This window comes from Agrobacterium tumefaciens str. B6 (assembly GCF_001541315.1).
GTDB classification, from domain to species: domain Bacteria; phylum Pseudomonadota; class Alphaproteobacteria; order Rhizobiales; family Rhizobiaceae; genus Agrobacterium; species Agrobacterium radiobacter.
Genome location: NZ_LMVK01000010.1, coordinates 14,069 through 38,493, shown reverse-complemented (window position 1 = coordinate 38,493; position 24,425 = coordinate 14,069). Strand labels below are relative to the sequence as shown.

The 24,425-nt window shown below is 58.7% G+C and carries 19 protein-coding genes and 1 pseudogene; 9 read left to right on the top strand and 11 right to left on the bottom strand.

Annotation, left to right across the window (positions count from 1 at the left end; genetic code table 11):
• Window positions 1-58 precede the first annotated feature (58 nt).
• The 4 genes and pseudogenes from ASB65_RS09180 to ASB65_RS09165 all read left to right on the top strand — a co-directional run bounded on the left by ASB65_RS09180 (window position 59) and on the right by ASB65_RS09165 (window position 10,011).
• Window positions 59-1,024: a glycosyltransferase gene (locus tag ASB65_RS09180; RefSeq protein ID WP_060723757.1), complete on the top strand. Its 966-nt coding sequence runs from the start codon at window positions 59-61 to the stop codon at window positions 1,022-1,024.
• 303 nt (window positions 1,025-1,327) lie between these two features.
• Window positions 1,328-3,289, top strand: a complete 1,962-nt coding sequence (locus ASB65_RS09175) for a tetratricopeptide repeat protein (RefSeq protein ID WP_060723756.1) — start codon at window positions 1,328-1,330, stop codon at window positions 3,287-3,289.
• Window positions 3,290-3,391: 102 nt separating this feature from the next.
• Window positions 3,392-4,549 carry a UDP-galactopyranose mutase gene (gene glf / locus ASB65_RS09170; protein WP_003510423.1) on the top strand — a complete coding sequence of 386 codons (1,158 nt, stop codon included), beginning with the start codon at window positions 3,392-3,394 and terminating at the stop codon, window positions 4,547-4,549.
• 270 nt (window positions 4,550-4,819) lie between these two features.
• Window positions 4,820-10,011: pseudogene (locus tag ASB65_RS09165) on the top strand (beta strand repeat-containing protein).
• Window positions 10,012-10,222: 211 nt separating this feature from the next.
• On the opposite strand, the gene ASB65_RS09160 reads toward ASB65_RS09165, so the two are convergent.
• The 7 genes from ASB65_RS09160 to ASB65_RS09130 all read right to left on the bottom strand — a co-directional run bounded on the left by ASB65_RS09160 (window position 10,223) and on the right by ASB65_RS09130 (window position 17,421).
• The gene (locus ASB65_RS09160; RefSeq protein ID WP_060723755.1) at window positions 10,223-12,166 is read right to left on the bottom strand and encodes a methyl-accepting chemotaxis protein; all 1,944 of its coding nucleotides are present in this window, start codon (window positions 12,164-12,166) and stop codon (window positions 10,223-10,225) included.
• Between the two features lie 392 nt (window positions 12,167-12,558).
• Complete coding sequence (locus ASB65_RS09155; RefSeq protein WP_060723754.1) at window positions 12,559-13,134, bottom strand: DUF1349 domain-containing protein; 576 nt, start codon at window positions 13,132-13,134, stop codon at window positions 12,559-12,561.
• Window positions 13,135-13,336: 202 nt separating this feature from the next.
• On the bottom strand, window positions 13,337-13,579 hold the full coding sequence (locus tag ASB65_RS09150) for a hypothetical protein (protein WP_003510191.1): 243 nt from the start codon (window positions 13,577-13,579) through the stop codon (window positions 13,337-13,339).
• Between the two features lie 115 nt (window positions 13,580-13,694).
• Entirely contained in the window at window positions 13,695-14,471 is a 777-nt protein-coding gene (locus ASB65_RS09145) for an ABC transporter permease (RefSeq protein WP_060723753.1), read from the bottom strand.
• On the bottom strand, window positions 14,458-15,225 hold the full coding sequence (locus tag ASB65_RS09140; protein WP_003510194.1) for an ABC transporter ATP-binding protein: 768 nt from the start codon (window positions 15,223-15,225) through the stop codon (window positions 14,458-14,460). The genes ASB65_RS09145 and ASB65_RS09140 overlap by 14 nt, the downstream gene beginning before the upstream one ends.
• A 63-nt stretch (window positions 15,226-15,288) precedes the next feature.
• Complete coding sequence (locus ASB65_RS09135; protein WP_060723752.1) at window positions 15,289-16,290, bottom strand: ABC transporter substrate-binding protein; 1,002 nt, start codon at window positions 16,288-16,290, stop codon at window positions 15,289-15,291.
• A 48-nt stretch (window positions 16,291-16,338) separates the two neighbouring features.
• A complete protein-coding gene (locus ASB65_RS09130; protein WP_003510198.1) occupies window positions 16,339-17,421 on the bottom strand; it encodes a 4-oxalomesaconate tautomerase in 1,083 nt (360 codons plus the stop codon).
• A gap of 105 nt (window positions 17,422-17,526) precedes the next feature.
• Here ASB65_RS09130 and ASB65_RS09125 point away from each other — a divergent pair, with 105 nt between their 5' ends.
• Window positions 17,527-18,423 (top strand): LysR family transcriptional regulator, encoded by an 897-nt coding sequence (locus ASB65_RS09125; RefSeq protein WP_003510199.1) that lies wholly within the window; start codon window positions 17,527-17,529, stop codon window positions 18,421-18,423.
• A gap of 89 nt (window positions 18,424-18,512) precedes the next feature.
• On the opposite strand, the gene ASB65_RS09120 is transcribed toward ASB65_RS09125, so the two are convergent.
• Window positions 18,513-19,058, bottom strand: coding sequence for a MarR family winged helix-turn-helix transcriptional regulator (locus ASB65_RS09120; RefSeq protein ID WP_060723751.1), 546 nt, complete (start codon window positions 19,056-19,058; stop codon window positions 18,513-18,515).
• Between the two features lie 148 nt (window positions 19,059-19,206).
• On the opposite strand from ASB65_RS09120, the gene ASB65_RS09115 reads away from it, so the two are divergent.
• Together ASB65_RS09115 and ASB65_RS09110 are read left to right on the top strand one after the other, a co-directional pair.
• A complete protein-coding gene (locus ASB65_RS09115) occupies window positions 19,207-19,542 on the top strand; it encodes a cupin domain-containing protein (protein WP_060723750.1) in 336 nt (111 codons plus the stop codon).
• A gap of 27 nt (window positions 19,543-19,569) precedes the next feature.
• On the top strand, window positions 19,570-19,974 hold the full coding sequence (locus ASB65_RS09110) for a VOC family protein (protein WP_060723749.1): 405 nt from the start codon (window positions 19,570-19,572) through the stop codon (window positions 19,972-19,974).
• Between the two features lie 147 nt (window positions 19,975-20,121).
• Here ASB65_RS09110 and ASB65_RS09105 read toward each other — a convergent pair whose 3' ends face one another.
• Window positions 20,122-20,964 (bottom strand): LysR family transcriptional regulator, encoded by an 843-nt coding sequence (locus tag ASB65_RS09105; protein ID WP_060723748.1) that lies wholly within the window; start codon window positions 20,962-20,964, stop codon window positions 20,122-20,124.
• An 89-nt stretch (window positions 20,965-21,053) separates the two neighbouring features.
• Here ASB65_RS09105 and ASB65_RS09100 point away from each other — a divergent pair, with 89 nt between their 5' ends.
• Window positions 21,054-21,455, top strand: a complete 402-nt coding sequence (locus tag ASB65_RS09100; protein ID WP_060723747.1) for a tautomerase family protein — start codon at window positions 21,054-21,056, stop codon at window positions 21,453-21,455.
• 156 nt (window positions 21,456-21,611) lie between these two features.
• Here the strand turns inward: ASB65_RS09100 and ASB65_RS09095 are convergent, their stop codons facing one another.
• Window positions 21,612-22,385, bottom strand: a complete 774-nt coding sequence (locus tag ASB65_RS09095; protein WP_060723746.1) for an SDR family NAD(P)-dependent oxidoreductase — start codon at window positions 22,383-22,385, stop codon at window positions 21,612-21,614.
• Between the two features lie 87 nt (window positions 22,386-22,472).
• Between ASB65_RS09095 and ASB65_RS09090 the strand changes: the two genes are divergently transcribed.
• The gene (locus tag ASB65_RS09090; RefSeq protein WP_060723745.1) at window positions 22,473-23,096 is read left to right on the top strand and encodes a TetR/AcrR family transcriptional regulator; all 624 of its coding nucleotides are present in this window, start codon (window positions 22,473-22,475) and stop codon (window positions 23,094-23,096) included.
• A gap of 128 nt (window positions 23,097-23,224) precedes the next feature.
• On the opposite strand, the gene ASB65_RS09085 is transcribed toward ASB65_RS09090, so the two are convergent.
• Window positions 23,225-24,031, bottom strand: a complete 807-nt coding sequence (locus ASB65_RS09085; RefSeq protein ID WP_060723744.1) for an AraC family transcriptional regulator — start codon at window positions 24,029-24,031, stop codon at window positions 23,225-23,227.
• Between the last annotated feature and the right edge of the window lie 394 nt (window positions 24,032-24,425).

Genomic DNA, 24,425 nt, shown 5'->3' with positions numbered 1-24,425 from the left:
GGGCCGCGTCGTAACATTTTAATTGCAGAATGCCCCAGAAGGACATTCAGTCTCTGTCATGGCAAAAATATCCATCATCATTCCGGCCTTCAACATGGCCAGTCTTATCGCCGAGACACTCGACAGTGTTCTGCGTAATGAAACCGAAATGGATATCGTCGTTGTCGACGATGCCTCCACCGACAATACCTGCGACATCGTTGCGCAATACATGGCGCGGCACGCCAATATAAGGCTGATGCGCAGCGAGACGAACACCGGCCCGGGCGTCGCCCGCAACAGGGCGCTGGCGACAATCGACAGCGAATATTGCCTGTTTCACGATGCTGACGACCTCCTGCATGAGGGAGCCGTCGATACCGTTCTGCCCCTGATGGACGAGACGAATATCGATGTCGCGGCATTCAGATATAGCGTGCTGAGAACGGCCGGTGGCGCTCCTGGCGAAATGGCGCCTATCGACAAGAATATCTGGGATAGCGTCCTCGGTAGTCGCGACAGCGCCATGATCGATCTCGACTCGACCGCGCAATTCCTGGTGACGATCAACTACCCGTGGAACAAGATACTGCGGACATCTTTCATTCACCAGACGAAATGGCGCTTCTCCACGGCGCGGATCAACGAAGATATCCTGCCGCATTGGGCGGCCTATATGAATGCCGGGCGCTTTCTGGCCATTAACAGCAGCCTGACAACACATCGCCTCATCCCGGGACGGGAGCAGCATACGAGCACTTTCGACGAGCGCCGACTTGAAATGTTCGCGGCGCTGAAAGACACCGAAAAGCTTTTCCTAGAAAATCCGATCTTCAGGGCAAAATATTACCCGATCTTCATCGTCTTCAAGGCAGGTCTGCTGGAATGGGCGGCCAAGCAGATGCGGGAGGACCTGCACGGTCTTTTCCGGGAATATGTCGCACATTCATACCAATACTTCACAGACGAAGACTTCGACAGTGTCTATAGGATAAACCCGTCAATCGCTCTGGCGAGCTACAGGATGAAACATTCCCGTCGCTAGACATGTGAGTGATCCTTATTGCGGCACGACAGCATCAACGCCTCAGAAGCCGGCGCCTGACTGGGAGAAACCTTCGCCCCGCCGGGCCGCTGGCTGATCTGGACACGCAACCCCGCTTCAAACACATCCAGCCACAGGCAAGTTACCTGCGATAGCTAAGTACGGCCCATCAACAGGCCGTTTTATCTTCGACCCTTTGTCGCCTTGCCGCAGGATGTCATGACCGCCAACCACGTCTCTCCTTCAAATGACGACACCGCTCCCAGCGCACTTGATCTTGCGCGGAACCAACGGTTAAGTCTCATGGATCTGCTGAGCGTGACCGAGGCGCTCAATGCCGCCGGCCAACGAGCCGCTGCTGTGGAACTCTACAAGACCTGGGTCGCATTCAACGACAACAATCCCGTCATTCATCTTGCCTATTTCAACTATGCCGTCGCGCTCAGCCAGCTCGGCGACCGCGCGGGCGCCGTACAGGCATTCCGCGCCTGTTTGAAGGCCAATCCGCAATTCGCTCCCGGCCACATCAATCTCGGCCGTGTCCTTGAAGATAGCGGATTGATCGGCCAGGCTGTGGAACAGTGGTCGCATTATGCCGAGACAACGAAACATCTCGACGCCGAAGCGGTGGGCCATCGGCATATGGCCCTGCAGAACATCGGCCGGGTCCTCGAAGGCGCCGGAAAGCTTGATGACGCTGAGACCGCCTTGCTGCAGGCGTTCGAGCTGCGGCCGGAATTGCCGGAAGCAGGCCAGCACTGGGTATCATTGCGGCAGCGGCAGTGCAAATGGCCGGTGCTTGCGCCCTCGAACCACGTCCCTGCCCGCAAGATGCTCGACGCCATGTCGTCGCTGACGCTGAGCTGTTACGCCGACGATCCGATGTTCCAGCTGGCCAAGGCATATCGCTATAGCAAAACGGTGGTCGGCACGCGCCCGGACCTCAGCCGTTTTCCACGCAGATCACCGAAGCAGAAGTCCGGGACCGGTGAGCGGCTGCGCGTCGGCTACCTCTCGTCGGATCTTCGCGACCATGCCGTCGGCTTCGCTCTTTGCGAGGTTCTGGAGTTGCATGACAAGAACAGCCTTGAGGTCTTCGCCTATTATTGCGGTAACGTCCGCAACACTGACAGCACGCAGGAGCGGATCAAGGCAGCGGTTCATTGCTGGCGGGATATCCATGGCCTCGACGATGCCGCGGCGGCATCGCAGATCATTTCCGACGACATTGATATCCTGATCGACGTGAATGGCTACACCAAGGACGCTCGCACGAAGATTTTCGCCTATCGTCCCGCGCCTGTTATCGTCAGTTTCTGCGGCTATCCCGGATCGATGGGAAGCCCCTTCCATCATTATCTGATCTCCGACGGCTACATGATCCCGCCGGAGAACGACATCTATTACTCCGAAAAGGTCCTGCGCATCGCCTGTGACCAGCCGCTTGACCGCAAGCGCCTAATCGCCGCCCGGCCAAGCCGGGCCGAGGTCGGACTGCCGGAGGATGCATTCGTTTATGCCAGCTTCAACGGAATGCAGAAGATTACCGAAAGCTGCTTTGCGCGATGGATGACGATCCTGTCTGAAACGCCGGGCAGCCTGTTGTGGCTGCTGGCGGGCGATGAAGATGTCAATCAACGCCTGCAAGGCATCGCAGAAAAAAGTGGCATCGCACCGGAACGGCTCGTATTTGCGCCGAAGGTCCCGAACCCGCAACATATTGCCCGTATCGGCGTCGCCGATCTGTTTCTGGATACGTTCCCCTATGGCGCTCACTCCACAGCCGCGGATGCGATAACATCCGGCCTGCCCGTCCTCACCATGCCCGGCAAGACATTTGCGGCGCGCTTCTGCGGCAGCATCGTCACGGCAGCGGGTGTTCCGGAAATGATTTGTTCTTCGCCGGAAGATTATGTCGCCCGCGCCATCGGTTTCGAACGCGACCGGAAGAGCCTTCTGGAGGTTAGAGAATCGATCGCCCGGCAGCGCGACACCAGCGTATTGCGCGATATTCCCGCTCTGGCGCAACGTCTGGAAGAGCTGTTCTGGCAAATGCAGGGCGAATGTGAGCGCGGCGAGACACCGGTGCCGGATCTCAGCAATCTCGATCTCTATTACGAACTGGGCGCGGAAGCCGTTTTCGAGAACATAGAGTTTGAAGACGAGCAGAGCTACCGCAACCGCTACCTCAAGAAGCTCACCCAGTGGCACGACTATGCGCCAATCCCCTATGACCGTCGCCTCTGGCAGAAACCGGACAACTGAGCGCGGACTATTCTCGACCGGCCGGGGCACGCGCTGCACGGCAGCTCTTCGATGCAAATCTTGACCGCCCGCCGGGCGACGTATGAACAGGACTGATTACCAATGTTCGCGGACGAAAGAATTGTCATTGTGGGCGCCGGGCTTTCCGGCGCAGTCATTGGCCGGGAGCTTGCACTGGCAGGCCATATGGTCGACATCGTCGACGCCCGCGATCACATTGCCGGCAATTGCCACACCGAACGCGACAGTGAGACTGGCGTCATGGTGCATGTTTACGGTCCGCATATTTTCCATACCGACGACAAGGAAGTCTGGGACTATGTGAACGGCTTCCAGACGTTCATGCCCTACAAGAACCGCGTCAAGACGACGAGCGGCGAGCGCGTCTATTCGCTGCCGGTCAATCTGCATACGATCAACCAGTTTTTCGGCAAGAATTTCCGACCCGATGAAGCCCGGGCCTTCATCGAGGAAAAGGCCGACAAGTCGATTACCGACCCACAGACCTTTGAGGAGCAGGCGCTACGCTTCGTCGGCCGCGATCTCTATGAGGCCTTCTTCAAGGGATATACCGAGAAGCAATGGGGCTGCTCGCCGACAGAGCTGCCGGCCTCGATCCTGAAGCGCCTACCGGTGCGCTTCAACTATGACGACAACTACTTCTTCCACAAATATCAGGGCATGCCGGAAACCGGCTATACGGACATGATCGAGCGCATCCTCGATCATCCGAACATCACCGTCAGGCTTGGCACACATTTCCAGCGCACCGAGGCGCCCGCCTCCGGGCACGTTTTCTATTCCGGTCCGCTTGACGGTTATTTCGACTTCGAATTCGGCCGCCTGGCATACCGGACGCTGAACTTCGAACGCTTCACCTATGACGGCGACTACCAGGGCTGCGCGGTGATGAACTATGGCGATGTTGCGGTACCCTTTACCCGCATCACCGAACACAAGCACTTTTCTCCGTGGGAGGAACATGCAGGCTCCGTCTGCTACAGGGAGTTCTCCCATGAATGCGGCCCACAGGACATTCCCTATTATCCCATCCGGCTGGTCGAAGACAAAGAACAGCTTGCCGAATATGTGGCGCGTGCCGAACGGGAAGCGTCGGTAACCTTTGTCGGACGGCTGGGGACCTATCGTTATCTCGACATGGACGCGACCATTCGAGAGGCGCTCGATACCGCCCGGCTCTATCTCGCCAGGCAATCGGAGGGTGCTCCCATGCCGGCATTTCTGCATTCGCCCGTCTGAAACGGATCTGTCGCGTTCTTCTCCATAACACGCGCCGGCTTTACCGGAGCTCGCCGACGTTTTGCCGCGACGGCATAACGTCCCTCGCCGGCGGCGTTAAAGACAAGTATCGCAAAGGGAGATCGGCTGAGACGTAGCAACTTCAGGTTCAGGCAAGCCCGATTGCGTAATCAACATCTGAAAAATGGTGGACCCGAATAACCGATGCCCCTTTGGGGGGCTTGGGCGGAAAATCTACCTGTTAAGCTTGGACTTTAGGATTTTTCAGACATGACGTCGATCATTTCTTCCCTGAATGTCAATCAGATCAGATATCTTTCGACAGAGGCGGTCGCAGCCTGGACAACCGACGACGTGGCGTCGCTTTCCACAACGCAGATCAAAGCGCTCTCGTCGGCTCAGATCGCGGCATTGGATGTAGAGGATGTCAAAGTCCTCAACTCGCAACAGTTGAGCGCAATTTCGCAGGTCGCCATCGTTGGCCTGACGCTGGATCAACTCAATATTCTCGATCAATACGCCATTAAAAGTCTGAATTCGAGCCAGGTTTCTGCGCTCACCACCACCCAGCTTCAGGCCCTGACGACCGATCAGGCGGAGGCTTTGACCTCATCTCAGGTGCGCGCCCTCAGTGCGACGCAAATTGCCGCCCTGAGCGCGGAAGATATCGCAACATTCTCAACCGCTGATATGGCCGCGATCACGAACAGAGCCGTGCCGGGCCTGAGCACGGAAGTGATTGCAGGACTGACCCCGGATCAAATCGCGGCCCTGAGCACAAGCGCCGTTGCAAGCCTGACAACCGACCAGATCGCGGTCCTGAGCCCGGATCAGGCCGAAGCCCTTACGCCGGCACAGGTCAGGGTGTTGAGCTCGATGCAACTCGCGGCCCTCGGCACAGATGACATAGCGACATTCTCCACCGCCGACATCGCGGCGATTACCGTCAAAGCCATGCCGGGCCTCAGCACCGAAGCAATCGCAGAGTTTACCCCTGATCGGATCGCCGCCCTCAATGCAAGTGCGATTGCGGGTCTGACAATCGACCATATCGAAAGCCTGAGCACCGCCCAGATCGCCGCATTGACGACGGCTCAGATTGCCGCGCTCAAAACAACGCACATCGCCGCCTTAAGCACGAGCCAGGTCGAAGCCCTGTCACCGGCACAGGTGAGATCGTTGAGTGCGGCACAATTCGTGGCCCGGGGGGGGGAGGATATAGCGCGTTCCCAACCGCCGATATCGCGGAGATTACCGCCAAAGCCATGCCACGTCTGGGCACGGAGACGATCGGCGCGCTTACCAGAGATCAGGTCGCCGCATTGACGACGGCCCAGATGAACGCGCTTGGCGTCGCGCAATTCCAGGCCCTGAGCGCTGCTCAGATCGAGGCCCTGTCAACCGCTCAGATTGCCGCCCTCAACACAGGGGTGATCGCAAACCTGATCGCCGATCAGATCGAAGCCTTTAGTACCCAGCAGGTCGAAGCCCTGTCCTCGGCACAGGTGAAGTTGCTGAACTCGGTACAACTTGCGGCTCTGAGCGCGGAGGACATAGCGACATTCTCGACCGCCGATATTGCGGCGATCACGAGCAAGGCCATGGCCGGCCTCAGCACGGACGCAATCGCGGCGCTGACCACCGCCCAGATCGCGGCCCTGACCACCAGCGCCATCGCCGGCCTGACGGCCGATCAGGTCGAAGCATTGAGCACTGGTCAGGTCGAGGCCCTGTCGCCGACACAGGTGAAGTCACTGAGTTCAACGCAAATTGCGGCCCTGAGCATTGAAGATCTGGCGACATTCTCGACCGCCGATATCGCAGCGATCACCAACAGAGCCATGCCGGGCCTGAACACGGATGTTATCGCAGCCCTCACCACGGCTCAGATCGGTGCCCTGAGCACCAGTGCTATTACCGGCCTGACCTCCGACCAGATCGAAGCCCTGAGCGGCAATCAGGCCAGCCTTCTATCCGCCGCGCAGATCAAGGCATTGAGCGCAGCACAGGTCGCCGCTCTCGGCAACGATGTGACCGCCTTGTCCACCAACCAAACAGCCATGTTGAGTGCTGCGGGCGTCAAGGGTCTGACCACGGATCAGATTGCAGCGCTCAGCATCGATCAGTTCTCGGCCTTGACCACCGTCCAGATCGGAGCTCTCAGCTCGGGACAGATTGCGGCATTGAGCACGGACAATATAGCATCGCTTTCCGTCGCCCAGCTCGCGGCAATGAGCACCTCTGGCATCGTCGGACTTTCGAGCAGCCAGATCGCCGCCCTCAGCACCGATCAGGTTTCCAGACTGTCGACCAAGCAGATGGGGCGGCTGAGCGCGGCACAGGTCGCCACCCTTGGTACAGACGACATAGCCGCTCTTTCAACCGCCCAGATTGCCTCCCTGAGCGCTGCGGGCATTGCGGGACTTAGCTCGCAGCAACTGGCGACCCTCAGCACCAGCCAGGCTGAAGCCCTGACGAGTGCGCAGATCGTCAATCTCGGCTCCACACAGATTGCGCAGCTGGGAACGGACGATCTGGCGAAATTCACGACCAAGGACATCGCCGCGATCAGTTCAAGTGCGATCTCAGGATTGTCGGCGGAGACCATCGCCTCCCTGACGACAGCCCAGATTGCCGCCCTGAATATGCAAAGCATCGCTGCGTTGAGCACCGTGCAGATCGCCGCCCTCAGCATCGCCCAGGTCGAGGCCTTGACCACCGCCCAGGTCAGCGCTCTCAGCTCCAAACAGATAGCGGCCCTGAGCGCGGACGACATTGCGACATTCTCGACCAAGGACATCGCCGCGATCAGTCCGAATGCGGTCGCGGGTTTATCAACGGAAACCATGGCGTCGCTGACGACAGCCCAGATTGCAGCGCTGAGCACGGCGGGCATTGGCGCACTGAGCACCGGGCAGGTCGCCGCCTTGAGTACCGCTCAGGTCGAGGCCTTGACCAGCGCCCAGGTCGGCGCACTCAGCTCGACGCAGGTAGCGGCCCTGGGCGCAGACGATATCGCAACGTTCTCGACCAGAGACATTGCCGCGCTCAGTTCGAATGCGGTCCCGGGCCTGTCAACGCAAACCATAGCGTCGCTGACAACAGCGCAGATCGCCGCGCTGAGTACGGCCGGCATCGGCGCGCTGAGCACCGGACAGGTCGCCGCCTTGACTGGCGATCAGGTGGACGTTCTGACCAATACCCAGATTGCTGCGCTCACCTCCAAACAGGTTGCGGCTCTCAGCGTGGCTGACATTGCCTCGCTTTCGGCGGCCCAGATCGCCGCCCTCAGCACCGGCGGTATAACGGGCCTGACCACTGATCAGATCGCGGCCCTCGACACCACGCAGGTCGAGGCCCTGACCGATATCCAGGTCGGTGCTCTCAGCTCGAAACAGATTGCAGTCTTGAGTACGGATGACATAGCAACGTTCTCGACCAAGGACATCGCTGCGATCAGTTCGAATGCCGTCCCAGGTCTGTCAGCGGAAACCGTGGCGTCGATGACCACGGCTCAGATCGCAGCGTTGAGCACGGCCGGCATTGGTGGACTGAACACCGGACAGGTCGCCGTCCTGACCAGTGATCAGGTGGACGCCCTGATGAGTACCCAGGTGGGTGCCCTCACCTCCAAACAGGTTGCGGCTCTCAGCGTGGCCAGCATCGCCTCGCTTTCGGCAACCCAGATAGCCGCGCTCAGCACCGCGGGTATAGCCGGCCTGACCACTGACCAGATCGCGGCCCTCAACACCGCTCAGGTCGAGGCCCTCACCAGTGCCCAGATCGGTGCTCTCAGCGCAAAACAGATTGCGGCGCTTAGCGCCGATGATCTTGATACATTCACCGCCGCCGAACTGGCTGCCATCAGCTCGAGTGCAATCTCGGGCCTGTCGACGGCTGCAATCGCTTCGCTGACGACAGCTCAGATCGCAGCCCTGGGCACGGCGGCGCTACCCGGCCTGACCACCGACCAGATCGCGGCGCTCAGCATCACCCAGGTCGAGGCCCTCACCAGCGCCCAGGTGGGCGCCCTCACCTCCAAGCAGGTTGCCGCTCTCAGCGTAGCCGGCATCGCCTCGCTTTCAGCAGCCCAGATCGCCGCCCTCAGCACGGCGGGCGCGGCAGGCCTGACCGCTGATCAGATCACGGCCCTCAACACCGCTCAGGTCGAGGCCTTCACCAGCGCTCAGATCGGTGCTCTCGGTTCGAAACAGATTGCGGCCCTTGGCGCCGATGATCTCGATACATTCACCGCCGCTGAGCTGGCTGCCATCAGCTCGAGTGCGGTCTCGGGCCTGTCGGCAGCAACGATCGCTTCGCTGACGACAGCTCAGATCGCCGCCCTGGGTGCGGCGGCAGTGCCGGGTCTGACCACGGACCAGATCGCCGCCCTCGGCACCGGTCAGGTGAACGCGCTGACCAATGCCCAGATCGCCGCCCTCCCCTCCAAACAGGTTGCGGCTTTGGATACGGCCGACATCGCCTCCCTTTCCGTAAACCAGATAGCTGCTCTGGACGCCAAGGCGATCGCAGGCCTTGGCAGCGCACAGACCGGCGCGTTGAGCATTGAACAGGTTCAGGCATTATCCACCCGTCAGATCGCATCGTTGAATTCGGATGCGCTCAAGGGCCTGTCTGCGGAGATGCTGGAAACCTTCTCAACGGAAGAACTCGCCGCGATTGGTTCAAGCGCGATAAAGGGACTGTCCACGGGCTTTATCGCCGCTCTTTCCACCGCTGAGGTGGCAGCCCTCAGTACGGCTGGCGTCGCCGGATTGACTGGCGATCAGATCAACGCCCTTGGCAGGGATCAGATCGAAGCACTCTCTACAAGCCAGATCGCCGCATTAAGTTCGGCCGGACTTGCGGGGTTGACGACTGAAGATCTGGCAACATTCTCGACCGGCGAGCTTGCTGCCATCAATTCGACGGCGATCAGGGGGTTGTCCACCGCCGTTGTAGCGTCCCTGTCGCCTCAGGAGATCGCCGCCTTGACCACAAGCCAGGTGGCTTCGCTGAGCTACGGCCAGGTGGCGGCAATGGGATCTGCACAAATCGGAGCGCTTTCACTGTCGCAGGTCAGCGCCCTCAACGCGATGCAGGCAGCCGCGCTTGGCGGCGACGACCTCACAACATTTTCCACCGAGCAAATCATCAGCTTGAGTTCGAGCGCGATCTCGGGACTGAGCACCGGCACGCTCGCTGCCTTGACGACCTCCCAGGCGGCCGCCTTCACGCCGGGTCAGATCGCCGCCATGACGTCCGCGCAGGTTACGGCATTAAATAGCGCAAAGCCCACAAACAGCTCCGTGCAGGATATCGCCTCCTTCATCTCAACCACCGAGCAGAAGGCTGCGACCCCGGACAATACAGCCGGGACCGACACATCAGCGAACGCTTCGAGTGAGACGCAGGAGGCGTCTGACGTCGCTGCAACCATTTTGTCCTACCTGGACGTCTGACTTTCGCTCGTGAGCAGACCGGAAAATCGGTGAAGCCCCAGCCGGCTTGACCACCATGCAAGGGCATAGATGGGCGGCAGTTCCGGGCTCATATCGTTCAAAAGCAGAACACCGGGGATCAGGGTCCAACAAACCTCCGATCCCCGGCGTCAATGTTCAAAGCGATGCTTTCAGTCCCTCAGCTGAGGCCGGCATAAGAGCGGGACAGGGATCAAAACTCCTCCCAATTATCCGCCGCGGTATTCAATGCCGCATTGCCGGAAAACGCAGCCTTGATCCTGCCGCCCAAGGCGCGGGCGGGAGAACGAGCGGGTCTGTCGGCGGGCGAAGCCGAACGCACTGGCGCAGCGAACTCGCTGAACGAACCCTCCGACAGTTTGAACTGGGCGATTAGCCCGTTCAGCGAAGACGCCTCGCGCGCAAGGCCGTGGCTGGCGGCAGTGCTTTCTTCCACCATGGCGGCGTTCTTCTGGGTGTCCTGATCCATCTGGTTCACGGCCGTATTGATCTGCTGAAGACCTGAGGATTGCTCCTGCGCCGATTCCGCGATGGCCGCAACGTGCCGGTTGATTTCCTTCACCTCCGTCACGATCAGTTCCAGCGCCCTGCCGGTTTCGCCAACCAGCTGTACACCCTGCTGAACCTGACCGTTCGATGTCGTGATCAGGTTCTTGATCTCCTTGGCGGCACCGGCGGAGCGCTGCGCCAGTTCGCGAACCTCCTGCGCGACAACGGCAAAACCCTTGCCCGCCTCTCCCGCACGGGCTGCTTCAACGCCCGCATTCAGCGCCAGAAGGTTGGTCTGGAACGCGATCTCGTCGATCACGCCGATAATGTTGGAAATCTCATTGGCGGATGTCGCGATCTGCTCCATTGCCGCAACGGCCTGCTGCACCACCTCTCCGGACTTTTCAGCGCCGACTTTTGCGCGGCCGACGAGGTGACCCGCTTCCTGCGCCCGTTTCGTGGCGTCTTTCACCGTCGTGGTGATCTCTTCCAGCGCAGCCGCAGTCTCTTCGACGGCGGCGGCCTGCTGCTCCGTGCGTCTCGCCAGATCGTCTGCCGCAGACCTGATCTCGTTGGCGCCGGCATCGATGCCGCGTGCGTTCTGCGCCACCTGGCTCAAGGTCGACTGCAACTGCTCCGCAGCCCGATTGAAATCACCACGGATACCGTCAAGGCCGGAGACGAATGGCTGAACGATCCGGTAGGTAACGTCGCCCTCGGCGATCTTCGAAAGGGCCGTGGCAAGATTATCGACGGCAAACTGTACGTCGGCAGCTTCCCTGGCCTTCTGTTTCTCGCGCTCGATCCGGTCCTTTTCCGAAGTCGACCGGTTGGCTTCCGTTTCATTCTCAAGCCGGAGGCGCTCGATTGCACCTTCGCGAAATGCCTGCACGGCCGCGGCCATCTGGCCAACTTCATCCCTGCGATCCATTCCGGCGATTTCGCTCGCCGTATCACCGGCCGCCAGCGATTCCATGCGCGCACGAAGCCGCGCAATCGGGGTGGTGATGCCTCGGGAAGAAACAAGCAGGCCAAGTGCGATCACAGCCAGAGAAACGAGCGCGAGCGTAATCAGGCCCGTCCAGATCGTCGTATTGGTGCTGGCTGTAAGACGCTCTCTCCCCTCATTCATGACCTGGATGAGCTGCTCATTGCCGGCGCTGATCTTTGGCGAGACTTCGGCAATTTTTCGAAGCACGTTAAGCGCCATCTGCTGCGCTTCGGCGCGTTGCCCTGCCTGCATGAGGGCGATGACCTGATTGCCGATCTCTTCGACTTCGACAACACCCTTGAGGATATCGCGGGCGGCTTCCGTGCGCGCCGGCACCAGCTCCATGATCTTGTTCTGGCGTTCCTCGAGTTGCTTATGGTCGGCTCTGAAGGTTTTGACGGCAGCTTCGAAATCACCACTGGCCGGGTCGTTGAGGCTGGCGCGAAGCATCTGCATGCCGAGCGCATTGAGGTTTCCGCTGGTTCTGGCGTTCAGAACCGCAGCAAGGGCCTCATGGCCGATGAAGTCGCTATAGACGTTGTCGGTTTTTTGATATTGCAGGCTGACGTAGCTTATTCCGGAAAGCGACATCAGGCTCATCAGCGAGATGACAAAAACGACCTTCGTTTTTATCTTGGTATTCTTCAGGAAAGACATGAATGGCCTCAAGGCAAGCACTCCTCCAGCCGCCCTCGCGGGAGGCCGGGGAATATATGATGAAACATCGCGGGTAGCTGTTGCCCCTCCTCATAGGGCGACAAGCGAGCGCCATTTTCGAACCGCCGCCAGGCAGGTCGAGGAGGCTTCACTTGTTCTACCGGCTCCGCCGATGAAACCTTGGAACCTGCGTATTTTAGATTTCACAAAATCACTAAATGAAGTGTTACCCGGACTATGCAATTGCTGACAATCCGCTGCACCGCAAACCCGTTCAGGCATCATTTTCACGTGTAGCGGCGGCCTCTGCGGCTATGCCGGAAACCGACGCCGCAAGGCTGACCGACATCGCGGTGGCTCTGCCCCGCAACGGATGATTTTTCGGATATTTCTCACGTCAGGTCATGAAGGGCTTTGCCGAGCGGAGGTCCAACACGGAACTCGGAAAACCTGACCTCCAGGCCCTCGCGCTCCGGTGTGCAGCACATGGGCCCGACCTGATAAAATTGCGATTTTGGAAACGGGCAAAGTTTTAGAAGAGGCCAGCGGATTCCATCAGCGGATGTTTGAACGCGCAGCACGCCATCCGCAACGGTGACGCGCAGATACAGATCAGACGCGTCGCCTGCGTAGGCAGTTGTGGACCAGTCCGAGCGACCCAGAGTCAGCACATTGCCGATGCAGGCAACACCGTCCGACAATTCGATACCCGCCTTGATCCAGTGTGACTCATCAATCCGGACCATGATCCCTGCCTGATCGTACAGTTCCTCATAACGTCCATGGATCCGCAATGAAGCGGTGAAATCCCCCTGCCATTCCATTCCGAAGAAGTGCCCGCTATCGCGCGTAAAGCCATAATAGGTCTCACGCCAGAAATCGGAGCCTTTATCAGTGGTGACGTGGAGGACCTGGTTATCGAGCGACCATTGCTGCGGCTCATTATGCCAAACACACCTCTCGAACATGGGTATCCCTAGCTTCGTTCATACGACGGAATCGGTGGAGTTATACGTCGAGAGAGGCAGGCTGGCCAGCACACATGCACCTGCGATCGGGAAGCTTAGAAGCCGCGAAGGCACCAGCAGCACAAGCAAAAGCAGCGTAAAGCCTCCGGCCAATAGGAGCATCTCGCCAAAGGCAAGCCAGAAGAGAGCTCGCCATCTGCCTTCACGCGTTACCTTTCAGAACATATTCGTTTATCAGGAGGATGTTCAGCAATATCGCGACCTGCGCGGGTTCAAGCAGCGCGTCGTCGAAGTAGCTGAGGTCCGCGCAAGCCTGCCGGCCCTTGTCGAACAGGGCCGCAAGCAAACGGTGCGCATCAAGATCGATGGAGCCGGCGAGTTCGAGGCAGCCCGAGTCCGGCGGCATGAAGGCGGTGTCGAAATCGGCGCAATAGATGTCCAGCATCGCAATTGGTCTAGCGGATGGAAGGATTTGAACGCCCTATTTTGCGTGCAAGGCTCAGGCATTTAAAAGGGGCGATCAACGACCGCCCCGACGGAATATTCCTGTTTCAGTCCGCTTACGCAGGCCGCTCCTCGCCTGCATTCGGTCGCCAGGTAATCAACCTCTTCTCCGCAAAATCCAGAATGAGGTCAATAACAAGAACAAAGACCGCGAGGATGATGATGCCCGCAAAAACGCCGACCGCATCGAAGTTTCCTTCCGAGCGGGCGATCAGGTAACCGAGGCCAGCGGAAGCTCCCAGATATTCGCCGATGATTGCGCCGACCACCGCAAATCCGACGGAAGTGCGCAGCGACGATAAGATCCAGCTCGCCGCCGCCGGGAAATAGACATGACGCAGCAGATCCGAGCGCTTCGCACCAAGAATGCGGGTATTGGAAAGCACGACCGGGTTCACCTCGCGCACGCCCTGCATCGCGTTGAAGAACGTGACGAAGAAGACGAGCGTAACCGCAAGCGCAACCTTCGACCACAGGCCAAGACCGAGCCAGAGCACGAAGATCGGGGCCAGAACGACACGCGGAATGGCGTTCACGGCCTTGATGAACGGATCAAGCACGCGGGCGACGAAGGGGCTGAGGCCCAGCCAGACGCCGGCGCCGACGCCGAGACCTGTTCCGATGATATAGCCAAGCACCGTTTCGCTCAGCGTGATGCCGACATGCTTGTAAAAACCGGCATCGGCAACCCAGTCAATCACCTGTTTGACGATGTCATAGGGCGCGGGAAAGAAGAAGCGGTCGATGGCGCCCGAGGTGACACCGAGCTGCCACCCGCCCAAAAGCACGACCAGAAGAACGATCTGGATGATACGAACATTAACGGCTTGCATAGCTTTTCTCCACTTCGCCACGCAGGGACGCCCATATATCGCGATAGAGCGTCATGAATTTTGGATCGAGTTTGATTTCCGCAACGTTGCGGGGCCGTTCAAGATCGACAGGGAAACTCTCGATGACTCTGCTTTTCGGGCCTGCAGCGAGAACGACAACCCGGTCTCCGAGCGCAATCGCCTCTTCCAGATCATGGGTGATCATCACCACCGCACGGCGATCCTCCTGCCACAGGCGCAGCAATTCATTCTGCATGAGGTGGCGGGTATGAATATCCAATGCGGAGAAGGGTTCATCCATCAGGATGACCTTCGGCTCGGTAATGAGCGCCTGCGCCATCTGCACGCGTTTGCGCTGTCCACCGGAGAGCTGGTGCGGAAAACGGTCTCCGAAACCCTTCAGGCCAACCTTTTCAAGCCAGGCCTGAACCTTGGCGCGCCGCTCATTTTCGGGAACGCCGCGGAACATCAAGCCAAGCTCGACATTCTGAAACGCGGTCTTCCAGGGAAGAAGCGCGTCCTGCTGGAACAGATATCCGATGTTGTTCTGTACGCCCTTGACGAGCGAACCGTCGATGGAAACCTTGCCCTGCGCTGGCTTCAACAGGCCCGCGATGGCGTTGAGAATGGTGGACTTTCCGCATCCCGTCGGCCCAACGATGGAGAGAAACTCGCCATCGCCGACCTTGAGATTTACGTTTTGCACGGCAACAAACGAACCGAACGCCATGGTCACGTCGTCGATTGCCACCATCGGCTGGGGTTTGAGTTCCGTCACGGGTTCTAGCTTTCTGGCTGGCGAAGACATGGCGGCCTCTCAGTTTGCGGCCTTCGAGGCCGCGGCCTCGACGAACTTGTTGGTGTAGGTGGTGTTGAGATCGATCGTCGCCTTTGCGACCGCATCGTTGAAACTTTTCAGGACGGCCAGCGGCGTTTCGAGATCGGCAGGCTCAAACTTGCCATCTTCGGAGAAGATCGCCTTGGCCGCTTCAACTGCCTTGATGTAAGTCTGCTTGTCGCCGGACACGAAATCATCGGGAAGCTTTGCGACGATTTCTTCCGCAGAATGCTGCTTCATCCAGTGCAGAGCCCGAACCGTTGCATTGGTGACCTTCTGGATCACTTCGGGATTGGCGTTGATATAATCCTGCGTCGCGTAAAGAACTGATGTCGGATAGATGCCGCCGTAGACATCCTTGGCGCCCTGATCACTACGGGCATCGATGAGGATCTTGCCGAGCCCGCGCTCCACGACGATGGTCGCGGCAGGGTCGTAATTGACGAGCAGATCGATCTTGCCCTGCTGCAGGGCTGCAACGGCCGCAGCGCCCGAACCGACACCGATGATGGAAATGTCGTTGTCGCTGAGATTATGCTGCTTCATGTAGTAGCGAATGAAGAAGTCCGAAGAGGAGCCGGGCGACGTGATGCCGACCTTCTTGCCCTTGATCGTCTCGGGCTTGGCCGGATCGAAATCGGTGTCGCTCTTGCCGGCGAGAACCAGACCCGAGTTACGGGCGAGCTGCACGAAGCCGACCACGTGCTTGTTCTGCGACTGCATCTGGATCGTATGATCGTAGAAACCCACGGCAACGTCGGTGGAACCGGCAACCAGTGCCTGAAGCACCTTCGAGCCACCCTGGGCAAAGTTCTCGGTCGTTACATCAAGGCCTTCCTCCTTGTAGAAGCCTAGACTGGCGGCCACGGGGAAAGGCAGGTTGTTGAGGTTGTACGAGCCAACGCTCATTCTGACGGATTCGGCATTGGCGGATGCCGCCAGCGCACAGAGCGCGGCGGTTGCAAGCAGATATTTACGCATAAGGGTCTCCTCCCGGTTTGACTATATTTTGCGCCACTATGGCCGCGTCTAGGCTGCGTCTTCAATCGCAGCGGTTGGTTTGGCGAAGGCAAAGCCTTCGAAAAGCCTGCGCGCCGTCCTTACAAGTCCGGCCGTTATTGCGCCGTTTCGCATTTCCAACTGCACGTCGAGGCAGCCGGCGGGATGTTCGATGCGGATCTGGGTGGGCACCGAAAGGCCTCCGGCCACATCATATGCGACGGAGCCTTTGGTGACAGCCGCCGTTGCGATGCCAACAGCACCGGTCGTCGCCAGTGCGGGATGACACTCGTTAGGCATGAAATACCGTACCGAGAGAGTGCCACCTTTACGGGCGGGCGCAACGAGCACCGGTTTCGGAATGACCATGTCTTTTACATCACCCATTCCCATCAACTTTCCAGCCTCAATGCGGATGCGCGTCATCCGTTCAATAAGGTCTTTGTTGGCGCTCAGGGTTTGCGGATCCTCGTAACCCGTCATGCCGAGATCTGCTGCGCGGATGAGAACCATCGGAATGGCGCAGTCTATGGCCGTCACGTTGACCCCATCGATCACGTCAACCGGCTTTCCGGTGGGCAGCAGCTTGCCGGTTTTCGCACCTGCTGCATCCATGAATGTCAATGCGATGGGCGCCGCCAGGCCCGGAACACCGTCGATCGAGGCGTCGCCGAGATAAATAACCTCGCGGCCGCGTGTCGGGACCTTCGCCTCGATCAGCTTGCCGGTATTCACGTTATGAATTCTCACAAGAGTATCGTTGCCCTGCGCTTCGACAAGCCCCGCTTCGATGGCGAAGGGGCCGACGGCGGCCAGCATGTTTCCGCAGTTTGGCGAATAGTCGACATACTGCCTGTCGGTCCGAACCTGTGCGAACAGATAATCTATGTCGGCGCCCCTGACCGTGGAAGGTCCGATAATCGCAACTTTGGACGTGACCGGATTGCCCCCGCCAATGCCGTCGATCTGCAACGGATGGCCCGACCCCATGATGGAAAGAAGGGCCGCGTCCCGGTCTGCTCGATCACGCGGAAGATCGGATGCAAGAAAGAACGGTCCACGCGACGTTCCACCGCGCATCAGCACACAGGGTATCTTCAGCAGATCGTTCATGGGTTGCCTCAATATTGCATTTGGCGGATCAATACGCCGTGTTGTTGCAATATGAGCAAAAGAGTCTAATCTGTTAAATGCAATGTTTTGGAGTTTTATTGCGTTATGAGCATCAATTGTGAAATTCTGGATCTGCGGGCATTTCAAGCGGTGGTTGAACTCGCCAGTTTCCACAGGGCCGCCGAGGCGCTGCACATCTCGCAACCGGCGCTCACCCGCCGCATCCAGAAACTGGAGCAGGCCATCGGGGCGCCACTTCTGGAAAGAACGACGCGCCACGTCGCGCCTACCGCCATGGGGCAGGAAGTCATGCCGCTCGTCCGGCGTATGCTCGAGGAATTTGACGGATCGCTTTTTGCCATGAAGGACGGCGCGCAAAGGCGCGGGCTTATTACGATGGCCTGCGTCCCCACTGCCGCTTTTTACTTTCTTCCGACCGTTATCAAGACCTTCAGCCAGCAATATCCCCACATAAGGCTGCGGATCAGGGATCTGACAGCCAATGAGGGTCTGCAGGCGGTCGCCAGAGGCGAGGTGGAATTCGGCATCAACCTGATGGGCAATTCCGATCCCGAGCTTTCATTCGAGCCACTCATCGATGACCCCTTCGTGCTGGCAATGCGAAAAGACCACCCTCTGGCAGCGTTCGAAACGATCGAGTGGGACCAGCTGGAGGCCTATCCGCTGGTCGTCGTGGATCGTTCAAGCGGCAACAGGACGCTTCTGGACAGCGCGCTTGCACGGCACAATCTGAAATTGAACTGGTTTTATGAGGTCACGCATCTCAACACATCGCTCGGTCTCGTCGAAGCCGGTCTTGGGATTTCAGTCCTGCCGCGGCTGGCAACGCCGCAGGACGATCATCCATTCCTCATCACCCGGCCGATCGTCAACCCGGTGGTCTCCCGTACGATCGGCATCGTGCAAAGGCGAAGCAGTGCTCTTTCCCCAGCCGCCGAAAAATTTGTGAGGATGCTGCTCGAGACCTGGAAAACACAATGATCTCTTTAGAAAATACCTTCTACGACATCCCGGCTGGTGGCGGCGCAAACCGTAGGTGCGCGGTAACAGCCTCTGATTTGCACCAGAAGCTACACCCGGGCCTCGATATCCAGCACCAGTTTTTTCAGCAGCGCCGCGAGGTTCTCGCGCTCGTCCGGAGTGAGGCCCTGCAGGAAATTCAGTTCGCTTCTCATGTCCCGGCGAAACGCCTTTTCCGCCAGCTCGATGCCGGCCGGCATAAGGCACACAACGACGCTGCGCCCATCAAGCTTCGATTTTCTGCGCTCGATGAGGCCGGCCTTTTCCAACCGGTCGAGCCTGTGCGTCAGGCCGCCTGAAGAGAGCATCAGCGTCGTGTACATCTCCGTCGGCGTCAGCTGGTAGGGCGGTCCCGACCGGCGCAATGTGGCAATAACATCGAACTCGCCGCGATCGAGACCAAAGCCGGCGAATGTCTCTTCTATTGACGGTGCCAGAAGGTTGCTGAGCCGTTTGGCGCGCCCGAAGATAGCCATCGGCTCGGTATCGATATCAGGCAGTTCCCGCGCCCACTGGCCACGGAGACGATCCACATGATCTTCCCTGTCAGTTTCAATCGTCCGATCCGCCGTCGTGTCCGGCATCGCCTGCTTCATCTCATCACCCCATTACCACTCTGAAAACCATATACGGCTTTGCCTGCTCCGTGAATATATCTTTGCGAGAAGATAGATATCTTGACAGGAAGATAAATCGCACATATATCTTCTCGCGAAGATAGTTTTGTCTCAGGGAGGAGACCAGATGTTTTCCATACGCCGTCATCACGAGCCGAAGCCCGGCGAGAGCCGGACAGTGCGTTATGAAGGATACGAATACGGAAGCGCCGTATCCATCTTTCTCGTCAATGCCGATCCGGGTCGCGGCCCTGATCTGCATGTTCACCCCTATGCCGAAACCTGGGTGGTGCGCAAAGGCGAGGCCGAGTTCACAATCGGCGATCAGAGGGCGCGGGGCTCGTCGGGAGACATCGTCGTCGGGCCTGCCAATATCCCCCATCGCTTCGAAAATATCGGTACGGACCGGCTGGAGATCATCTGCATCCATCCGAGTGAGACCTTCCAGCAGACCTTCCTGTAATTCCGTTCCAACATGAGGAGAAAGACAATGGCCAGAATGATTTTCCTGAACCTGCCGGTCAAAGACCTGGCTGTTTCAACCGCCTTCTACGGGGCAATCGGCTGTGTGAAGAACGAGGAGTTCTCCAACGAAGACGCAAGTTCGATGGTGTGGTCGGACACGATTACATTCCAGCTACTGCGGCATGACTATTACAAGACCTTCACCGCCAAACCGATCGCCGATGCTCACAAAACAAACGGCATGCTGATTGCTCTTTCGCGCGACAGCCGCGAAGAGGTGGATGCCATGGTTGACGCCGCGGCAAAAGCGGGCGGACAGGCGGATGTTCGAGAGCCGCAGGATCTGGGTTTCATGTATCTCCGCACCTTCGCCGATCCCGATGGCCACGAGTTTGAACCCGCTTACATGGATTTGAGCAATGCGAGCTGACGTCACTATACGTTATCCACAAAGGGATGATCCCCATTGATAGCGTAAAGCGTGCCTCCCGAATGGTTTTGATATCAGGAAGGCGCTTCGCACTTGACCGTGGGCTGCGAACAGCAGCCGGAAACTAAAGCACGCCCGCCCCTTCACCTAATCGCCGGTGCCCGATACGGCTGCGGCCAGCGCCCTGATCGCCGATGCGTGTGCCGGCGTTCTTGCACGGGAAAGAAGAACGATATCGGAAGGCGGCAACGAAGGCAGCCCGAGTTCCGCACCCCTGTCGGGCAGGCCACGGGCGCTAATATCGCCGAGCGGCGCGACACCCGCTCCCGCAAGAATTCCTTCATGGAGCGCCGAGCAGCTTCCGGCGGTGAACGCATCGCGCCAATCCACGCCGGCTCTTCTAAGCTCCGACACCGCAATTTCCCGGACTCCACACCCGGTTCCCAGCGACACCAGCGGGATGGCGCTGTTCGCGCGTGGCCGCCAGTCTGGAGCGGCCCGCCATCCCAGCTTGTCAGTACGCAGGATTTCGCCGTCAGAGCCACCGCCGTTGCGCCTGAAAATGACGGCGTCCGCCTGTCCGGACGCGAAATTTTCCTTCACGTGCCGGGAAAAGCCTACATTCACTTCAATCACCGCATTGGCAGGAAGTGCCGCACGCACCGCTCTTATGGCCGTCGAAAGGCGGCCCCCGATCGCATGGTCACTCGCAGCCAGGCTGAAGTGCAGCGGTGATTCATGATTGAAGGTCAGTGCTTCCTCGTGTTTGGCGAGCAACTCGCGCGCCTTCGGCAGAAACCCCTCACCATCCTCCGTGAGCCGCAGATGACGCGGCGAACGGTCGATCAGCCGCCTGCCGACACGCTGCTCCAGCAACTTCAATTTTTGGCTGACGACCGGTTGCACGGTTCCCGCCGCCTCGGCCGCCTTTGTCAGGCTGCCGAGCTCGACGGAAAAAATGAACAGGCGAACGCTCTCAAGATCAATCATATGAAATCACTATGTATGGAATATCTATCCTCATCTTCTCATTATGAAGAAATTTGCGCAAGGTGTCTCGGCAACAAGGAGACAAGACCATGCCCATGATCAAAGCGCGTTACACCAAACCCCAAAACGGAAGCGACCCAAAGCTGGAAGTCGCGGCGCTGCTCTCTCGCCTCACGGCGGAAATCCTGCACAAGGACCCGGCCGTCACCGCGGTTCTCGTCGAGAGTGCCGATCCCGAGGACTGGATCATTGCCGGATCGAGTGTCGCCGACCAGAAGATCGGAAGCTTCTATGTCGAGGTTTCGATTACCGAGCACACCAACATAAAGGATGAAACGACCGAATGGGTCCGGCGGGTCTATGACGGGATGAACGCGCTGGTAGGCCCCGTGCACGAGGCGAGCTATGTCCTGGTTCACGCTGTTGATGGCGACGCCTATGGTTATGGCGGGCAAACCCAGAACCTGCGGTGGGCGCGCAAGCACGGATAACGCCGGCAACCAGATGAGGCAGGCCGACAAAGTCAGCGGCGCGGCCCCGGATATACGAAACCTGCCCTAGGAGGAGGACTACAGCCGCCCCACCACCTCATCCGGGCGTCGAGCGAAACCGCCCGACACCCGTCATCCAAGTCTACGCTCGCGGGATCAAATCCGCGCACCGCCTGTCGCATCGATCATCTGTCCAGTCGTCCAGCGGGCATCATCCGAGGCAAGGAATGTGATGACGTCAGCAATATCGTCGGCGCGACCGATACGTGAAAAGACGGACAGGGCCTCGGCACCGGCACGGGCCTCCGGCGCTGCCAGCCATTCGGCGTTCATGTCGGTTTCAGTAACACCCGGCAGAACCGAATTGACCGTAATTCCGCGCCGGCCGAATTCCGGGGCGAGTGCCAGTGTCAATGTCTCAAGCGCACCCTTGGATGCCGCATAGGCCGGATGCGTCGGCGCCGCAATGCGCGTGAAACCGGTCGAAACATTGATGATCCGGCCATTGTCGCGGAGATGATCAGCGACAGCCTGAATAAGGAAGAATGGCGCCTTGAAGTTGATCGTCATCAACTCGTCGAACGCGGCCTCCGTTGTTTCTTTCAACGGTGTCGCCGGGGCAATGCCCGCATTGTTGACGAGAATATCAAGCGATGGCGCGCCGGTGAAAGCGATCGCGGCTTCCTTAAACTGCTCCCACAAGCTGTCGGTCGCTGCTTTCCCTGCCCGCAGATCGGCATTGAGCGCGACAGCCTTCGAACCGAGGGCCTCGATCTCGCGGATCGTTGCCTGTGCGGCATCGAGATTTGCGCCGTAATGGACGCCGATAAGACCTGCACCTTCTTTCGCAAACGCCAGGGCGGCGGCGCGGCCAATACCGCGTGAACTGCCCGTTATGAGGGCGACTTTGTTTGATAGTTTTCGGGACATGGATCACTCCGTTGCGATTTAACTAGCGATCGATATAATAAAAGCCAATCATAGTCTGTCAATGTTTTTATAGTGATCGATATAATAATGACTGAAACAACGCGAAAACGCGGCAGACCGCGTCTGCTCGATCGGAATGCAGGGCTCGATGTCGCAGCCCGGCTGTTCTGGGAACGCGGCTATGAGGGAACCTCGATAGCGGACCTTACCCATGCGATGGGCATCACCCCGCCGTCCCTCTACGCGACCTTCGGTTCAAAGGAAGAATTATTCCGGCTGGCGCTCGATCATAGCATCGCGCAGCAAAGCCAACGCCGTTCCGAAATGCTGCAGGCGAAAATACCGGCCTACGAGGCGCTCGCCACTTATCTCTACGACATTGCCGAAGGAGACACCCAGCCGGACAAGCCGCGCGGATGCATCGTGTCTACCGCCGTTCTCCAGCATTCGGAAGAAAACGCCTCTGTCGCCCGCACAGCGGCAGCGTGGCGCGAGGCGGCAATGCAGATTCTCAAGACGCGGTTCGACCGCGCCGTCAGCGAAGGCGAACTGCCCGAGCAAACGGACACGGATACCCTCGCGCGCTTTTATGGCGCCATCATTCAGGGCATGTCTGCGCAGGCATGTGATGGCGCATGTACGGCAAGATTGAAGGCTCTGGTCGACGTCGCGCTGACGGCCTGGCCGGGGAAACAGGGCCGTCAGGATTGAGTCCGAAGGCTCTTGAACAGGCAGATTGAGGGCTCAGTCAGAATAGGCCGAATAGAGCTGACAGGCGACTCTCCATCAAAACTTGTTCAAGCCCCACCTGCGCTTTAGTGACAGCATTCCCTTTATGATTATTGGTCGAAGGTCTTGAGATACCTGGCCGGAGATGTACCGAGCGCTTTCTTGAACATCGTTATGAAGGCAGATACGGACTCATACCCAAGGTCGCCCGAAACCTGCTGCACTGTTGCCCCCGCTGCAAGACTTCGCAGCGCGATGATCAACTGTAACTGCTGCCGCCAACGCCCGAAAGTCAGGCCGGTCTCCCGTTGAACGAGACGGGCGAGGGAATTTTCGCTTAACGCCACTCGTGTCGCCCATCGCGCTATCGTGCTTCGGTCAGAAGGATCGCCGACCAGTGCCGACGCGATCCGAGCAAGCCGAGGTTCATCGGTTATCGGCAGATGCAGATCCTCTATGGGCATACGCGACAAGGCCGATAGAAGCAGTGTGGTGAAGAGTTCGGCATCCACCATCGCGACTTCGGACTGGTCAGCCATCTCGATGATAAGTTCCCTGACAAGCGGGGATAGGGAAAGCGTGCAGCACCGGTCCGGAAGGTCGGCGGCGCCCGGCTCAATGAACAGGAAGAACAGACGAGCATTGGCGGTCGCGACATTGCTATGCGGCATCCCCCCTCGAACCCAGACACCACAATGAGGCGGCACCATCCACATCCCGCTTGGAACGCGACAGGTGATCCCGCCTCGCAAAGCCATGACGAGTTGGCCCTTGCGATGTTGGTGCTCGGGAGCTTCGCGCTCGTTTTGCGATACGTCGATCCTGAAGGCATGCGCTCGCGCCGTGGACTCTTCGAGCTCATGGTCGAAGAGAGCTGCGGAAAGAGACATCGGAGGCTGGTTGGATTTAGTGATCATTTGAGAGGATATCTAAATTCCTCCGACTGCCTTGTCGATAGGATCATCCGAAAAGATTTCGGAGAATGACGATGGCAATTCAAAAGAACGACCCTCACTGGTGGTCCGATATAGTACGGACTGAAATTCGATTGCCTCACAGGTGCTCTCGCAGACTTTGCATCCTGCCCGCACCGCGCAAGCGGGTCGGGTCCACGCGCATAACCTTTTTGAGGAAGCTTACACGCACCTTCCTCTTGAAAATCCACACGTTCCTTGCCCGCCGGCCCAAAGCCACCTCGACTGTTTCGTGTGCCGACCCGGCTGAAGCCTATATGAATGCCTGCCTGGCGGCACCGCCCTTCTGCTATGTTTCACCGGCAATCTACGCTCTCACCGATGCCGACAACCAGCG

Coding starts and splice junctions, on each gene's coding strand:
- ASB65_RS09180 (WP_060723757.1), top strand. CDS start 59: ATGGCAAAAATATCCATCATCATTCCGGCCTTCAACATGGCCAGTCTT.
- ASB65_RS09175 (WP_060723756.1), top strand. CDS start 1,328: ATGGATCTGCTGAGCGTGACCGAGGCGCTCAATGCCGCCGGCCAACGA.
- glf (WP_003510423.1), top strand. CDS start 3,392: ATGTTCGCGGACGAAAGAATTGTCATTGTGGGCGCCGGGCTTTCCGGC.
- ASB65_RS09160 (WP_060723755.1), bottom strand. CDS start 12,166: ATGTCTTTCCTGAAGAATACCAAGATAAAAACGAAGGTCGTTTTTGTC.
- ASB65_RS09155 (WP_060723754.1), bottom strand. CDS start 13,134: ATGTTCGAGAGGTGTGTTTGGCATAATGAGCCGCAGCAATGGTCGCTC.
- ASB65_RS09150 (WP_003510191.1), bottom strand. CDS start 13,579: ATGCTGGACATCTATTGCGCCGATTTCGACACCGCCTTCATGCCGCCG.
- ASB65_RS09145 (WP_060723753.1), bottom strand. CDS start 14,471: ATGCAAGCCGTTAATGTTCGTATCATCCAGATCGTTCTTCTGGTCGTG.
- ASB65_RS09140 (WP_003510194.1), bottom strand. CDS start 15,225: ATGGTGGCAATCGACGACGTGACCATGGCGTTCGGTTCGTTTGTTGCC.
- ASB65_RS09135 (WP_060723752.1), bottom strand. CDS start 16,290: ATGCGTAAATATCTGCTTGCAACCGCCGCGCTCTGTGCGCTGGCGGCA.
- ASB65_RS09130 (WP_003510198.1), bottom strand. CDS start 17,421: ATGAACGATCTGCTGAAGATACCCTGTGTGCTGATGCGCGGTGGAACG.
- ASB65_RS09125 (WP_003510199.1), top strand. CDS start 17,527: ATGAGCATCAATTGTGAAATTCTGGATCTGCGGGCATTTCAAGCGGTG.
- ASB65_RS09120 (WP_060723751.1), bottom strand. CDS start 19,058: ATGAAGCAGGCGATGCCGGACACGACGGCGGATCGGACGATTGAAACT.
- ASB65_RS09115 (WP_060723750.1), top strand. CDS start 19,207: ATGTTTTCCATACGCCGTCATCACGAGCCGAAGCCCGGCGAGAGCCGG.
- ASB65_RS09110 (WP_060723749.1), top strand. CDS start 19,570: ATGGCCAGAATGATTTTCCTGAACCTGCCGGTCAAAGACCTGGCTGTT.
- ASB65_RS09105 (WP_060723748.1), bottom strand. CDS start 20,964: ATGATTGATCTTGAGAGCGTTCGCCTGTTCATTTTTTCCGTCGAGCTC.
- ASB65_RS09100 (WP_060723747.1), top strand. CDS start 21,054: ATGCCCATGATCAAAGCGCGTTACACCAAACCCCAAAACGGAAGCGAC.
- ASB65_RS09095 (WP_060723746.1), bottom strand. CDS start 22,385: ATGTCCCGAAAACTATCAAACAAAGTCGCCCTCATAACGGGCAGTTCA.
- ASB65_RS09090 (WP_060723745.1), top strand. CDS start 22,473: ATGACTGAAACAACGCGAAAACGCGGCAGACCGCGTCTGCTCGATCGG.
- ASB65_RS09085 (WP_060723744.1), bottom strand. CDS start 24,031: ATGATCACTAAATCCAACCAGCCTCCGATGTCTCTTTCCGCAGCTCTC.